Below are 14,027 nucleotides of genomic sequence, written 5' to 3' on the forward strand. Positions count from 1 at the left end.
AGAAGATGGTCGATATTGTTATAGCTGGCTACGCGCGGTCTCCCTTCCATTTCGCGAATAAGGGAGCTTTGATTAAAGTTCGACCTGACGATCTCGTTTCCCAGGTGATCAAAGGCTTGGTGCATAAAACCGGGATTGAAGGTAAAGCCATTGAAGCAGTCTTCATGGGATGTGCTTTTCCTGAAGGAGAGCAAGGGCTGAATGTCGCCCGTCTGGCCGTGTTTCTTGCTGATTTACCTCAATCAGTGGGGGGCGCGACGATTAATCATTTTTGTGGGTCGTCCATGCAGGCAATCCATATGGCTGCCGGTGCTATTTCTATGGGGGCCGGGGATGCTTATATTTGTGCGGGCATCGAATCAATGACGCGGGTGCCAATGATGGGCTTTAACCCTCTGTTGAATCCAGCTCTCGCAAAAGAATATCCCACGGCTTATGTTTCCATGGGGGAAACGGCTGAGAATGTTGCGGATAAATACGCCATCAGTCGTAAGGACCAAGATCAGTTCTCTCTTAAAAGTCATCTTAAAGCAGCTGAAGCACAGGATAAGGGAAATTTTAAGGATGAAATTATTCCAATCAAAACTGGTGCTGGGGATATAGTTGATCAGGATGGATGTATTCGGGGCAACAGTACGATTGAAAGTTTGTCCGGTCTTTCGCCTGCTTTTAAAGAAGGTGGAAATGTAACGGCGGGGTCTTCATCACCTCTGACAGACGGAGCAACCGCTGTCATTGTTTGTACGGCTGATTTTGCGAAAAAGCAGGAGTTGGATGTGCTTGCCAAAATTCGCAGTATTGCCGTTGCGGGTTGCGCACCGGAGATAATGGGGATTGGCCCTGTAGCAGCAACCAACAAGGCAATTGCCCGTGCAGGAATTTCTATTTCTGATCTGGATGTTATCGAGTTAAACGAAGCTTTCGCCAGTCAGGCATTAGCCTGCATGGCGGATTTGCAACTGGACGAAAGTAAAATCAATCTTGATGGCGGTGCGATTGCCATAGGGCATCCTTTGGGCGCAACGGGCGCTCGTATTACAGGTAAGGCTGCCCAGTTGTTAAGGCGAGAAAAGGGCAAGTTCGCATTGGCAACTCAGTGTATTGGCGGAGGTCAGGGAATAGCGACCGTTTTGGAGGCTATTGAATGAAGGGTGTAAATAAAGTTGCCGTTATTGGTGCAGGTGTCATGGGCGCGGGCATTGCAGCACAGATTGCGAATGCGGGTGTATCAGTTCTCCTTTTTGATCGCCCACCAGAAAATTCAGGAGATAAAGAAGAACGCAATCAGATAGCCAAGAATGCTATTGGTAAGCTGATCAAAAGCAATCCAGCTGCTTTGATGAGCAAGCAAAATGCAAACCGTATTACCCCAATGAACACAGAAGATGATCTTGAGCTTTTGGCCGATTGTGACTGGGTTATTGAGGCGATTATCGAAGACGTTGGTATCAAGCAGGCGCTCTATAAAAAAATCGATAAGTTCCGCAAGAAGGGTGCCGTTGTCTCGTCGAACACTTCTACCCTCTGCCGAGAACAGCTTGTTGCTGATTTACCTGAAAGTTTCAGACGTGATTTTCTGATTACCCACTTCTTTAATCCTCCTCGTTATATGCGTTTGCTTGAATTGGTCTCGGACCCTGAAGTTTCTGAAGAGCAATGCAAACGTATTGAGAGATTTTGTGATCACAGTTTGGGTAAAGGGGTTGTTCATTGTAAAGACACGCCGGGTTTCCTTGCTAACCGTATTGGTATTTTCTGGCTGCAATGTGCCGTTGTTGAGGCCATGAAACAGAATATATCTATTGAAGTTGCAGATGCTGTGATTGGCCGTCCTTTTGGCATTCCCAAAACAGGTGTTTTTGCACTTTTGGATATGGTGGGGCTGGATCTAATGCCTCATGTTCTTTCATCCATGTCAGAAAGTTTGCCGCCTGAAGATCCTTTTCATGGAATTTATCAAGAACCCGAGTTGATCAAGACGCTTATTGCCGATGGGTATACCGGGCGTAAAGGGAAAGGAGGCTTCTATCGCCTCAAGCCTGATAGTGTTGAGAAGATAAAAGAGGCGATCAATTTAAAGACAGGTGAATATGCAAAAGCGGAACGTCCCGCCGTTGCAATTGTTAAAAAGGCCGGCCGCAAGAACCCGCGCAAGGTTCTGGAAGATGATAGCTTAGTTGGTCGCTATGCGTGGTCTGTTATGTCAAAAACCTTGGCATATGCAGCATCGCTTGTGCCGGATGTTTCTGATGATATTGAAGCTGTCGATGAAGCTATGCGGTTGGGATACAATTGGAAATATGGCCCTTTTGAGCTGTTGGATCAAATTGGCGTGGAATGGTTTTGTGCAAAACTACGGTCCGAAAAGACAGATATTCCCACTGTTTTAAAAAGTATTGGTAAGGGAAAATTTTATCGCAAGTCAAAAGGCTTTCGAGAAGTTTTTGGGCATGAGGGACAGTATTTAAAGCGCTCTCCCAATGCAGGTGTGCTCAAGCTTGATGATATTAAAGCCAGATCAAAAGCTGTCATGCGTAATCCGTCCGCATCTTTGTGGAATCTGGATGATGATGTCTTGTGTCTGGAATTTCATAGCAAGATGAATTCTCTCAATCTTTGGACTTTGTCCATGATGGATCGGGCAAGGGAAAAAATTGAAAACAGTGAATACAAAGCACTGGTTGTTTATAATGATGGAACCAACTTTTCTGTTGGCGCCAATATCGGTTTAATGTCTGTTGCGGCCAGATTGTGGGCCTATCCTTTTATTGACTATATGGTTCGGCGCGGTCAGGAAATTTATAAGGCGTTGAAATTTGCACCATTTCCGGTTGTTTCTGCCCCATCGGGGCTAGCGTTGGGTGGTGCCTGTGAACTGCTATTGCACAGTGATGCTGTACAGGCACATGCAGAAACATATACCGGTTTGGTAGAGGTCGGCGTTGGTATTATCCCGGGATGGGGTGGTTGCAAGGAAATGATGTGTCGCTGGTCTTTGGCACCTGATGTACCACGAGGTCCAATGCCTGCTGTATCCAAAGTTTTTGAGTTGATCGGATTGGCACAGGTTGCCAAATCGGCAGAAGAAGCCCGGGATATGAAAATCATCCGTGCGAGTGACGGGATAACGATGAACCGTGACCGAGTTCTTGCAGATGCCAAAGAGCGTGCGCTTGAAATGGTTTCTGGATATCGCCCGCCAACAGCAATTGACTTAACTTTGCCGGGTGAAAGTGGGAAGGTTGCTTTGGACTTGGCAGTAGAAGGTTTCCGTAAATCGGGCAAAGCCACGCCTCATGATGTTGTCGTTTCATCTGCTCTTTCGACAATCCTTAGCGGTGGTGATACGGATATGACTGGCAAAATCACGGAAGACAAATTGTTGGAGTTGGAGCGCAAAGCGTTCCATACTTTATGTCGCCATCCTGATACTATTGAGAGAGTACATCACATGCTTAAAACGGGTAAGCCTTTGAGAAATTAGGTGCGGTTATAAATTTGATTGAAATCTGAGGTAGCAAATCAGTAAAAGGAAGAGGTCCCCATTATGATTATCTTTTTCGCTTTTGTACTTGCGATTATTGTTTTCGCAACGCTGTTATATCGCGGACAAGGATTTTGGGGATGGGTGTTGGCTTTTCTGGTGCTCATCGCAGGTGGTGACCTAGCTGGAATGCCAACCGTTCTTACAGGGTGGGCAATCATCTTTACGGCTGTTCTTTCCGGTTTGTTTGGAATTCATTCCATTAGACGGCCTTTCCTAACTGCAGCGTTAATGAAAATAGTCAAACGTAGCTTGCCAAAGATCAGCGAGACAGAACAGACGGCATTGGATGCAGGTACGGTGTGGTGGGATGCCGAAATATTTAGCGGAAGGCCTGACTGGGATAAGCTCGAAGAATTTAAGGTTTCCGGGTTAACAAAAGAAGAGCAGGCTTTTGTCGATGGGCCTGTAGAAGAAGTCTGTCGGGAAACGGATGACTGGAAGATTGCTCAGGATCGAGATCTTCCTGAAGAGTTATGGCAAAAACTAAGAGACATGAAGTTTTTTGGGATGATCATTCCAAAGAAATACGGCGGTTTGGGGTTTTCTGCGCAGGCTCATTCTGCTGTGGTGTTGAAACTCTCATCCCGTTCTCTCCCCCTGTCGGTTATTGTGATGGTGCCTAACTCTTTGGGGCCTGCTGAACTTTTGCTCCACTATGGGACAGAGGAACAAAAAGATTATTACCTCCCTCGTTTAGCTTCCGGGGTAGAGATGCCGTGTTTTGCTTTAACAGAGCCAAAGGCGGGGAGTGACGCAGCCTCTATTCAAAGTCACGGTATTATTTGTGAAGAGAAAATAAAGGGTAAAAAAGTTCTGGGCATTCGCCTTAACTGGCGCAAGCGCTACATTACTTTAGCTCCCGTTGCGACGGTGATTGGCTTGGCGTTCAAGCTGACTGATCCCGATGGTTTATTGGGCAGCAAGGAAAATTTGGGTATAACCTGTGCGCTGATCCCGAGGGATACAAAAGGTATGTCGATTGGCAGACGTCATGATCCGATGGGCATTCCCTTTCCAAATGGCCCCATTGAGGGGAAAGATGTTTTCATCCCAATCAGCTATGTTATTGGTGGAGAAGAAGGTGTCGGTCAGGGCTGGCGCATGTTGATGGAATCCCTCGCTGCGGGTCGATCAGTTTCTCTTCCATCCCTTTCTTTGGGAGCCTCACAATTGGCGACGCGTGTGACGGGGGCCTATTCTGCTGTTCGTCGACAGTTTGGATTACCAATTGGCAAGTTTGAAGGGGTTGCTGAACGACTGGCCCGAATTGGTGGATTGACCTATGGGATGGATGCTGCACGTCAATTAACCTGCGCTGCTGTTGATGCTGGTGAACGACCTTCCGTGTTATCGGGAATAGCCAAGGCTTATTTAACTGAAAACATGCGAACGGTTTTTTTGGACGCGATGGATATATTGGGTGGTGCTGCCATTTGCCGAGGTCCCAAAAATCTTTTGAGCCGAGCTTATGATGGCCTGCCGATTGCTATTACTGTTGAAGGGGCGAATATCCTTACCAGGTCCATGATTATCTTTGGTCAGGGCTCAATTCGTGGCCATCCTTTTGTCCCCAAAGAACTGGAAGCTGTGGCTAGCAACAGTCTCAAAGATTTTGATGATGCCTTTTGGGGGCATATCAACTTTACGGTTTGTAATGCTGCTAGAGCTGGTATTGATGGTTTGACAGCAGGGCGTTTTCTAAAGGTAAAAGGTACGGCGAAAGCTCGTCGACATAAGCAGTTGATAACCCGTTATTCATCAGCCTTTGTCTTGGTCGCGGATGTTTCGATGTTGTTATTGGGCAGTAGTTTAAAGCGGCGGGAAACGCTCAGCGGGCGTTTAGCGGATGTTTTATCCTGGCTTTATTTGGCAACAGCAGCGGTGAAGCGTTTTGAAGATGAAGGAAGTGCGAAAGAAGACGAACTTTATCTGGACTGGTTTTGCGCTCATGCTTATCAGGAAATTGAAAAGGCATTGCTGACAATAACCCATAACTATCCGGTGAAGTTTGTTGGGACGATGCTTCGCCTGCGTTTGTTCTTGCTGGGCCAAAAGGCTCACGGTCCAACAGATCTACAGAACATTGCGCTGGCCAACCGGATGATGGGTGATCTGGGGGGACGCGAGAAACTGTCCAGCGATATTTCCAAGTCGGATAAACGGGATGATGCCATGGGTGCTTTGGAAGAAGCTTATCGTAAGATGCAAATGGTTATTCCGTTGGAAGCGCGTATTCGAACGGCCCGCAAAACGGGCGTCTTGAGAGGTGTTGAGCGTGAAGAGTTATATCGGGTCGCTGCAGAAGAAGGTGTTGTTGACGATGAAGAGTTCCAGCAATTGCTGGAAGCGCAAAGCCTTGCTGATGAAGTTGTGGAAGTGGATGACTATAGCCAGACAGCTTACAAACGATTGAAGGGGTGATGGTTGCATCAAGCCTTTGAGATTAAAGAAACAGGTTGTAAGTACAGGTAAATTATAGCACTTATCAGTTTCAGAATAATAAGCTAATTTCATTAGGCGATGAGTAACTCTCGTATTGTAATGTCAGGGTATGGTTTTAATTACGGTCTGATTGATGTTGATCAATATCAACTGAACAAATCTTGCATTATATCAGCTGTGAAATGCGGTAAATATTATCAGAGCTATTCAATGATGTCGGATGTTTTGGTGAGTTTACTTAAATAAAACTCGACAGAGAAGAAAGATTGCTGGGGGAAAGTATGGAACGGTATGAACTTGTTGTTATCGGAAGCGGGCCATCGGGGCGTCGTGCCGCTGTTCAGGCTGCAAAATGGAACAAACGAGTTCTTGTTATTGAAAAAAGCCCTGCAATTGGTGGGGTTTCTGTTCATACTGGTACATTGCCAAGTAAAACGCTGCGGGAAACGGTTTTGAACTTGTCAGGCTGGCGTGAGCGTACTTTCTATGGCCGCTCTTATCGTGTGAAAGATAACATTACCGCCGAAGATCTTCTTGAACGTTTGCATATGACCTTGCAGCACGAGGTAGATAACCTTGAACATCAGTTTGTTCGTAACAAGGTCGAATGGATACAGGGACTTGCCCATTTTGTTAGCCCTAACACGCTTGAGATCGTTGATGATGACGGTGAGGTGACGTCTGTTCATGGCGATAAAATTCTTATTGCGACGGGTACCCAGCCACACAGACCTGACTATATTCCCTTTGACGGGGAAACGATCATCGATAGTGATGAGATTATTGATTTAAAAACCTTGCCAAGGTCACTTGCTGTGATCGGGGCAGGTGTTATTGGTATTGAATACGCCACTATATTCAGTGCACTGGATGTTGCCGTAACGGTTATTGAACCGCGAGAAACAATGCTCGATTTTATCGACCGCGAGCTTATTGCTGAATTTATGCACCTCCTTAGGCAGCAAAATGTCACTTTCCGTTTTGGGCAAGGTGTTGAAGCAATCGAGAAAGTTGAGGGCGGCGGCAATATGATTACGCTTGAGAACAAACGTATTGTGAAAGCCGACATGGTTCTCTTCTCTGCTGGGCGAATGGGGGCAACTGATAAACTTGGTCTGGATAAAGCTGGTATTAAGGCTGACCATCGTAATCGAATTCAGGTTAATGAGAATTTTCAAACCGAAGTTGATCACATCTATGCGGCCGGAGATGTCATTGGTTTCCCAAGTCTGGCGTCAACATCAATGGAACAGGGGCGTATTGTGGCATGCCATGCTTTTGAGAAAGACGCTTATGATGCTCCTGAATACTTCCCTTATGGTATTTATTCTGTCCCGGAAATGTCCACAGTTGGCATGTCAGAGGAAGAAGTACAACAGCGCGGTATTCCTTATGAATGTGGTATTTGTCATTTCCATGAAACAGCACGAGGACAGATTATGGGCCTCAGCCATGGTATGATGAAAATGATTTTCTCGCTCAAAACCCGACGTCTTCTGGGGGTTCATATTGTCGGGGAGGGGGCAACTGAACTCATTCATATTGGGCAGGCCGTTCTCAACCTGAAGGGAACGTTGGAGTATTTTGTTGAAAATACATTCAACTATCCAACACTTGCCGAAGCCTATAAAGTCGCAGCATTGGATGCATGGAATAGAATGCCGTCTGAATAGAGTGATAATCACGGTCAGTTTCTTTGCGTCTGACCGTGAATGTTGAACTGATTTATGCTCCGATTTTTATTTGAGGCTTGTGGTGAATTGGGAAGTTCACTGATCTGGCAATAAAGCAGAGTTTATTTGCCTCATGATGTAGCTGAATAGCTTTTTCTTTATTTGAATCCTCACTTATGGTGATCACCGGGTTAAGCGTTGCTGTTGAAAATTGTCCGCTACCATCAGCGTTCATGATCATCGTTGCTGTCGACGTGTCTTGATAATCTAGGACAATGATTTTATTGATTGAACAGAGATGTAAATACCAAAGCATGTGACAGGAAGAGATCGAGGCAAGCAGTAGATCTTCCGGATTATGTCTCGTGGGGTCGCCGCGAAAAGCCGGATCTGAAGAGCCCGGCAACGTGGTCTTACCTTCAATTATAATATCGTAATGACGATCATAAGCTCGGTAGTTACTCGTCCCGGTTCCCTTGTTTCCTGTCCAGGAAAGGTGTGTTTCGTACTGGTGCTCTTGGCTCATTGGCATAATCCTGTCACAGGGTTTCGATATTTAGTTCAATTTTCCCAAATTTTGTCCAAGTAAAATTATACGTAATTAAATTTATAAATAAAAATGTTTGTTTTTGATCAATATTAGTACAAAAATGAATAAATGAATAAATGAATAAATGAATAAATGAATAAATGAATAAATGAATAAATGAATAAATGAATAAATGAATAAATGAATAAATGAATAAATGAATAAATGAATAAATGAATAAATGAATAAATGAATAAATGAATAAATGAATAAATGAATAAATGAATAAATGAATAAATGAATAAATGAATAAATGAATAAATGAATAGATGAATAGATGAATAGATGAATAGATGAATAGATGAATAGATGAATAGATGAATAGATGAATAGATGAATAGATGAATGATTGGGATGATTATCGATATTTTCAAGCTGTTATTAAAAACGGCGGACTTTCTGCGGCTGCACGAGAGCTAGATGTTAGTCAACCAACCGTTGGACGACGCATTACAGCTATGGAAGAGCGGCTTGGACAACAACTTTTGGAACGCGATGGCAAGTATGTACGTCCGACTGCTTATGGCCTGCTACTTGCCAAGCGGATTACGCCCCTTGTTGAAACGGCTTTTCGTCTTGAAAGAGAGTTGGAGAGCTTTGGGCAACGTGATTATCCACCTGTTCGTTTGACGGCAACTGGGGGGTTAGCTACCTATTGGGTACCGCAAGTTGTCGCTCAACTTCAGTTGCGGGAACCGGATCTGAAAGTCTTACTAAAACCCGGGAACCAACTGGAAGATATACATCGTGGTGATGCTGATATTGCTTTCAGAATTAGCGGGCGCAAAGATACAGAGCTGATTGAAAAGCAGATATTCGCGTTAAAAAACGGATTGTGGGCATCGGAAAAATACCTTGAAACCTATGGTGTGCCTAGTTCTCAGACTGATCTAAGTTCACATAAGCTTGTTGCCTTTAACGAGGCTTATATGTCGATGCCTGCTATGGAAAGTTTTGCATCTCGCGCAGTTTCCAAGAATATTGTCTTTCGATCTGATAATGTACCTGTTCAAGCGCAGGCAGTACAGGCGGGGGTCGGTATAGGTATTTTACCTAGTTATATCGCAACATCCCTAGGGCTTTGTCGAATCAGGTGGGAAGATTCAATACCTGAAACTGAGGTCTCAATGCTGTGTCATCCTGAGGTGCTTAAAAACTCTCATGTCAACTTCCTGTGGCATAAGTTCTTACAAGACGGTGCAGGGTTAATGGCCAGCCTTCAAGCCTAGGATATCATAGACATCCTAGGCTTGATTACGATCGATCAGGGATATTATTACCCCTTTTGTCTTTGCGAGATTATCGTGATGACAATACCCATGGCTATGATTCCTGCTCCGCCCCAGGTAAAGAGACTATAACGTTCACCTAGAATAAAGGTTGCGGTAATAAGGCCGACTGCCGCGGCAACATACCCAATCTGGCTAAGAAGAACAGGCCCGCCTTTTTGTTGCAGTCTAAAGAAAACCGGAAAAGTTAAACCCGCAACAACAGCTTGGGTTAGTGCTATCCAAGGAATGACCGCCAATTCTGAAATGCGAACTGTTCCTGTGGTCGCAAGAAGCAAGACGATGAATACAAAGATTGCAAAGCTATGGCTCCAGAATGCAAGGCTATCGGGTAGGGCATTTTCAGGCCAATCGATGGTTCTATAGATGTTACCGCACGCCAATGTTAGCGGTATGAGGATCGCTGCGATGATCCAGATAAGTTCCGGTGCTTCCGCAGATCCGGCACGGGTGATACTGACCACGATGGCGCCGACCAGGCCGATGGCAATGCCTGTTATTCCCAAAAGATTAGGTGTTTTTAGCCTGAATAAAGTTGCAAGCGCCAGTGTGAACACAGGCGAGAGGGCAAACATTAATCCTGTGTAACCCGCCCCGGCATGAGGGATAACGCTAAAGAGCAAAAGGTTAGGGATTACAAAGGAAATAAGGGCAGATAAAACCGCGTAGCGTAACGTTCTACCTTTGGGTATTTGCAGTTGCTTGCGAAAAAGCAAGTTTGGCAAAAGTAGGCTGCAAACCCCGACAGAGACCAGAAGAGCCCAAATCATTGGTGAAACGTTTGCTTCACCAGCAATCTTCCCCAAGGGAAAGTTGAAACCAATCAATGTGCCGGTAATCAGGAGAAGGCTGGTTGGGCTTTTCAGTACGTTATTACCTTTTATATTCTTTCCGCCTATATTCTTATCGGAAGTATTCTCTGTGGTTGATAAACTCATATTATCTTCTCCTGAGTACTAGAGCACTTTTGCACTTCTCTGAAGCTGTAAAAAAACATTACGTATGAAGCTCTATGAAAAGGTGCCTGCAAAAATAATATCGTTACTTTCAAGGCGTTGACTTGGGATTTCTCTTTCCTGTAGTTCAGGGGCAAGAAAATCCGGGGTTGTATTTTTGCCAATTGCAACGGCAATCTCGACCTTGTAGCGCTCGGGGAGTTTTAAGGCCTCTTGCGCTTTATCGAAATATAGACCTGCCATCGCGTGGGCTTTGTATCCACTGATAGAAGCCTGGAGAGCCAACTGAGCCCAGGCAGCACCTGCGTCAAAGCTATTGTAATTTGAAGGCCTGTCCGGTCGTGTGCCATCTCCCGAGACAATCTTGTCCGATATTACAAAGACAAGTGCCGAAGCATTTTGCGCCCAACTTTTGTTGAATGGATCTAGAAGGTCTAGTTGTGTGTTCCAGTGCTCATCGCCACGGTGAGAATAAACAAAGCGCCAGGGTTGGACATTAAACGCTGAAGGTGCCCATCTTGCTGCTTCGAGAATGGTTTGCAGGTCTTCGTTTGGAATATTGTTGCTATCAAAAGCACGGGGCGACCATCTGTTGATAAATATTGAATCAATTGGGTAGTTAGGGGAGCGGTGTGGAAGTGGTGTATTTGGCATAACGAAGTCCTTTACAATTTTCAGGACGTCATGTATCTCTGTTTAGGATAATTTGATATAAGATATTTTGACGTCAAATAATTTGATATCAAAATAAATAAGGATTGTTTTGAGATGAGTCAAGGCCCTAAAAAGGCGATTCTAAAAAATAGCGCTACACCGCAGGCTGTAGAAGGCGGCCCAATGGAAGGTATTTTGGCACAATGGCGTCGGGAAAGGCCCGATATTGATCCCGCGCCAATGGCCGTTTGTGGAGAGGTTTGGCGGGCCGGGGAAAAACTTCGACAGGGAGTTCTAGGCAACATTTCCAACTATAATCTGGACTTTGCCGGCATGGATGTTTTGTTGACGTTACGTCGTCAAGGGGAAGGAGAGACGCTGTCTCCTTCGTTGTTAGCTAAAGACATGATGCTGTCGACATCTGCTATGACCAATCGGCTGGATCGCCTTGAAAAGCGCGGTCTTGTCGAGAGGAAGATGGATCCGAATGATAGACGGGGGCAGATGGTTGCCTTAACCCGTGAGGGTTTTGAATTGGCCAATGAAGTCGTGGTAACGCATGTGGAAACAGAAGAAAAAATGTTGTCAAATCTATCAAATGAAGAGCGGCAACACCTTCGCTTTTTATTGGAAAAAATAACTTGATGATGAGTTAGGAAAGAAGCCGGGACGTTTAGTCAGGCATGGTAATAGCCACCAGGTTTGACAGAAGGGGGAAGGCTTTCTTCATTTAGTGTCTCTAGCAAATTGATTTCATATTATAAGACATTGTGGTCAGGGCAAGATCGTGTGCCGAAATACCAAAAGGATCTTTCAGTTCTTCCCCCTAAAGCATCCGTTCAGAAGAATATATAAGCACACAAACGACAAGATTGATGGGAATTTATGATCAGTGCAATTCGTATATTTGATGTTGCGAACAGAGAGCATAGAACTCTCAACTCTCTGCGGAAATAACGTTGTATCTCAGCTTTGTTAGAGCGAGCCTAGCGCGCCTTATATTGTGAATGTGCGGTAAAGAGTGTCCATTCAACAAGTTTTTTAGTGACTTTCCCCAAACCTTCATCGAAAGCTGCAACAACTGAGTTCAGTTGATCTGATTGGGCAGGAATGTTTGCTTCGAAGCTTAGCGAGCCAATGATGGTTCTACGGGGCATCTGTACAATTTTTGCATTGATAACCACTCTGACTTCAGGCCGATTGCCCAAATAAAGTGTTTGGAATTCACGAAGTTCTGTCTTCAGAATAAAGTCTGATCTCAAACCAATGGTTTCTCGACCAACAGCAACAATTTTACCCGTGTTTTCAAATGATTCTACCAGAAGCGTCTGTACCATGATAGGGGCTTTGTCGACCCATCCGGCGTTTGCGTAGTATTCCATCTGATTGGCTTTACGTTGCAAGGCGATCTTTGTCGTATTCAGACTAGCATTGGCTGAAGTCTGTTCCAGAACCAGTTGCCAAGGAACTTTGGGTAAGGCTGTGTCAAAGGTACTTTTGGGCGATAGGCGATAGAGGTCGGGCAATGGTCCTTGGCCGGGGATAAGTGTGGAACAGGAAGCAATGAGCCCGGAAACAGGAAGCAGGGCAGCAAGTTTCAGGAAGTGGCGTCTATTGTTATCTTTTGTATTGTTCATTGGGCTCACTTGTTCTGTCTTTGTCATTGTTGCTTTAGAGAGATCGTAACAATTCGATCCTGGTTCTTTAAGGGGCATGATTCTTATGTATCATAATACCTGTACATTATTCTGGTGGTTCAAAACCTTTTTGCTTGTCACCAAAGAAAAACCTCGCGGGGTCGCGTTCGATTTCTCCGGCAATAAGTTGTAAATCTCTGACAAGAGTTCTGGTTTCGGACAATAGATTTGCAAACTCGTACAGGCCTGTAGAGGTGAAATCTTGAAGTGGTTCTCGGTTTTCTTTGATTAGGGCTTCGACCTGATCACTTGTCTTCGCAAAACTGCGGGCTGTTTGTTGGAAGTCCTGTACCAGCACTTTAATTTCCGGTGAGCTTTCGGCAACGAGCTTGTCAATGGATACAGCAGCATTATCTAATGAAGCTATTGCATTGTTGGTTTTACCTATTATTTCCGAACTGCCCTGTTGCAGGTCTTCGGTTAGCTCTTTTACCGATACTGACACTGCCTTCATATTACTGGCGGTAATTGCGGTATCATCTATAAGCCGTGCAATTTGAATTTCTTTCTCGGCAAGTACTTTTGTCAGGGCTTCAATATTTTGCAACGTTTGGGCAATGCTTGCTCTGTTTTGATCTTTCAGAAGGTCATTTCCGCGGGCAAGGAGTACGTTGGCGTTTGAGACAAGCTCTGGTGCACCTTCCAATAACTGATCCAATGCTGATGTTTGGGATTTGATAACAGGGTGTCCATAAGGGCCCTCTTCGACAAGAGCTTCTGACTGCATGTTACCGATTGTTAGTTGGACGGACTTAACTCCTGTAATACCTTCGAGTTGAAGGGTTGCTGTTGTGTCTTCCTTTACCGGTGTGCCTTCTTCGACTTCCAGCAGAATAACGACTTCTTCGGCAGGTTTATCTGGCGAAAGGGCAACATCAATGACTTCCCCCACATTGACCCCGTGATAACGGACCGGACTACCGGATTTCAAGCCTGTCACATCCCCACGGTAGATGATGTTGTAGTGGGTATAACTACGATCTGCTTCAAACTTGGCAAGCCAGACTACAAAGATTAAAGCCCCTATAAAAAAGGCAATGACAAAAGAACCGACAATCATATGGTTTGCACGGGTTTCCATTATATCTCCTCGCCTGAACAGGACGCGTCAGCATAAGCTTTGGTGGGATTGCTGTTGTCAAAACTGTTCAAAATAGCTTCGTCATTATTTATATAGTTA

Annotated in this window: 11 protein-coding genes; 6 read left to right on the top strand and 5 right to left on the bottom strand. The window is 45.0% G+C overall.

Translation table 11 applies throughout. From position 1 onward, the window contains the following. Window positions 1-5: 5 nt before the first annotated feature. The 4 genes from D9A03_RS08920 to sthA all read left to right on the top strand — a co-directional run bounded on the left by D9A03_RS08920 (window position 6) and on the right by sthA (window position 7,662). On the top strand, window positions 6-1,148 hold the full coding sequence (locus tag D9A03_RS08920) for a thiolase family protein (RefSeq protein WP_120496857.1): 1,143 nt from the start codon (window positions 6-8) through the stop codon (window positions 1,146-1,148). Next, window positions 1,145-3,484, top strand: a complete 2,340-nt coding sequence (locus tag D9A03_RS08925; RefSeq protein WP_120496858.1) for a 3-hydroxyacyl-CoA dehydrogenase/enoyl-CoA hydratase family protein — start codon at window positions 1,145-1,147, stop codon at window positions 3,482-3,484. Before D9A03_RS08920 ends, D9A03_RS08925 begins: the two co-directional genes overlap by 4 nt. A 63-nt stretch (window positions 3,485-3,547) precedes the next feature. Continuing rightward, window positions 3,548-5,968, top strand: coding sequence for an acyl-CoA dehydrogenase (locus D9A03_RS08930; RefSeq protein ID WP_120496859.1), 2,421 nt, complete (start codon window positions 3,548-3,550; stop codon window positions 5,966-5,968). Between the two features lie 302 nt (window positions 5,969-6,270). Next, window positions 6,271-7,662 (top strand): Si-specific NAD(P)(+) transhydrogenase, encoded by a 1,392-nt coding sequence (sthA, locus tag D9A03_RS08935; RefSeq protein ID WP_120496860.1) that lies wholly within the window; start codon window positions 6,271-6,273, stop codon window positions 7,660-7,662. A gap of 52 nt (window positions 7,663-7,714) precedes the next feature. Here sthA and D9A03_RS08940 read toward each other — a convergent pair whose 3' ends face one another. After that, on the bottom strand, window positions 7,715-8,188 hold the full coding sequence (locus tag D9A03_RS08940) for an OsmC family protein (RefSeq protein ID WP_120496861.1): 474 nt from the start codon (window positions 8,186-8,188) through the stop codon (window positions 7,715-7,717). A 404-nt stretch (window positions 8,189-8,592) separates the two neighbouring features. Between D9A03_RS08940 and D9A03_RS08950 the strand changes: the two genes are divergently transcribed. Beyond that, window positions 8,593-9,480 (top strand): LysR family transcriptional regulator, encoded by an 888-nt coding sequence (locus D9A03_RS08950; RefSeq protein ID WP_120496862.1) that lies wholly within the window; start codon window positions 8,593-8,595, stop codon window positions 9,478-9,480. A gap of 47 nt (window positions 9,481-9,527) precedes the next feature. On the opposite strand, the gene D9A03_RS08955 is transcribed toward D9A03_RS08950, so the two are convergent. Next, the gene (locus tag D9A03_RS08955) at window positions 9,528-10,478 is read right to left on the bottom strand and encodes a DMT family transporter (RefSeq protein ID WP_120496863.1); all 951 of its coding nucleotides are present in this window, start codon (window positions 10,476-10,478) and stop codon (window positions 9,528-9,530) included. Between the two features lie 72 nt (window positions 10,479-10,550). Continuing rightward, on the bottom strand, window positions 10,551-11,150 hold the full coding sequence (locus D9A03_RS08960; protein WP_120496864.1) for a nitroreductase family protein: 600 nt from the start codon (window positions 11,148-11,150) through the stop codon (window positions 10,551-10,553). A 114-nt stretch (window positions 11,151-11,264) separates the two neighbouring features. Between D9A03_RS08960 and D9A03_RS08965 the strand changes: the two genes are divergently transcribed. Further along, window positions 11,265-11,795, top strand: a complete 531-nt coding sequence (locus D9A03_RS08965) for a MarR family winged helix-turn-helix transcriptional regulator (protein WP_120496865.1) — start codon at window positions 11,265-11,267, stop codon at window positions 11,793-11,795. A 341-nt stretch (window positions 11,796-12,136) separates the two neighbouring features. Here D9A03_RS08965 and D9A03_RS08970 read toward each other — a convergent pair whose 3' ends face one another. After that, a complete protein-coding gene (locus tag D9A03_RS08970) occupies window positions 12,137-12,787 on the bottom strand; it encodes an ABC-type transport auxiliary lipoprotein family protein (RefSeq protein WP_162938055.1) in 651 nt (216 codons plus the stop codon). 106 nt (window positions 12,788-12,893) lie between these two features. Next, on the bottom strand, window positions 12,894-13,928 hold the full coding sequence (locus tag D9A03_RS08975) for an MlaD family protein (protein WP_120496867.1): 1,035 nt from the start codon (window positions 13,926-13,928) through the stop codon (window positions 12,894-12,896). Window positions 13,929-14,027 lie beyond the last annotated feature (99 nt).

Origin of the sequence: Kiloniella sp. EL199 (genome assembly GCF_900313065.1) — a bacterium.
In the GTDB taxonomy this organism is placed as follows: Bacteria; Pseudomonadota; Alphaproteobacteria; order Kiloniellales; family Kiloniellaceae; genus Kiloniella.

Excerpts from the sequence above, each read along its gene's own strand:
- D9A03_RS08965 (WP_120496865.1), top strand. The coding sequence starts at position 11,265 with ATGAGTCAAGGCCCTAAAAAGGCGATTCTAAAAAATAGCGCTACACCG.
- D9A03_RS08930 (WP_120496859.1), top strand. The coding sequence starts at position 3,548 with ATGATTATCTTTTTCGCTTTTGTACTTGCGATTATTGTTTTCGCAACG.
- D9A03_RS08920 (WP_120496857.1), top strand. The coding sequence starts at position 6 with ATGGTCGATATTGTTATAGCTGGCTACGCGCGGTCTCCCTTCCATTTC.
- D9A03_RS08970 (WP_162938055.1), bottom strand. The coding sequence starts at position 12,787 with ATGAACAATACAAAAGATAACAATAGACGCCACTTCCTGAAACTTGCT.
- D9A03_RS08940 (WP_120496861.1), bottom strand. The coding sequence starts at position 8,188 with ATGAGCCAAGAGCACCAGTACGAAACACACCTTTCCTGGACAGGAAAC.
- D9A03_RS08960 (WP_120496864.1), bottom strand. The coding sequence starts at position 11,150 with ATGCCAAATACACCACTTCCACACCGCTCCCCTAACTACCCAATTGAT.
- D9A03_RS08925 (WP_120496858.1), top strand. The coding sequence starts at position 1,145 with ATGAAGGGTGTAAATAAAGTTGCCGTTATTGGTGCAGGTGTCATGGGC.
- D9A03_RS08975 (WP_120496867.1), bottom strand. The coding sequence starts at position 13,928 with ATGGAAACCCGTGCAAACCATATGATTGTCGGTTCTTTTGTCATTGCC.
- D9A03_RS08955 (WP_120496863.1), bottom strand. The coding sequence starts at position 10,478 with ATGAGTTTATCAACCACAGAGAATACTTCCGATAAGAATATAGGCGGA.
- D9A03_RS08950 (WP_120496862.1), top strand. The coding sequence starts at position 8,593 with ATGAATGATTGGGATGATTATCGATATTTTCAAGCTGTTATTAAAAAC.
- sthA (WP_120496860.1), top strand. The coding sequence starts at position 6,271 with ATGGAACGGTATGAACTTGTTGTTATCGGAAGCGGGCCATCGGGGCGT.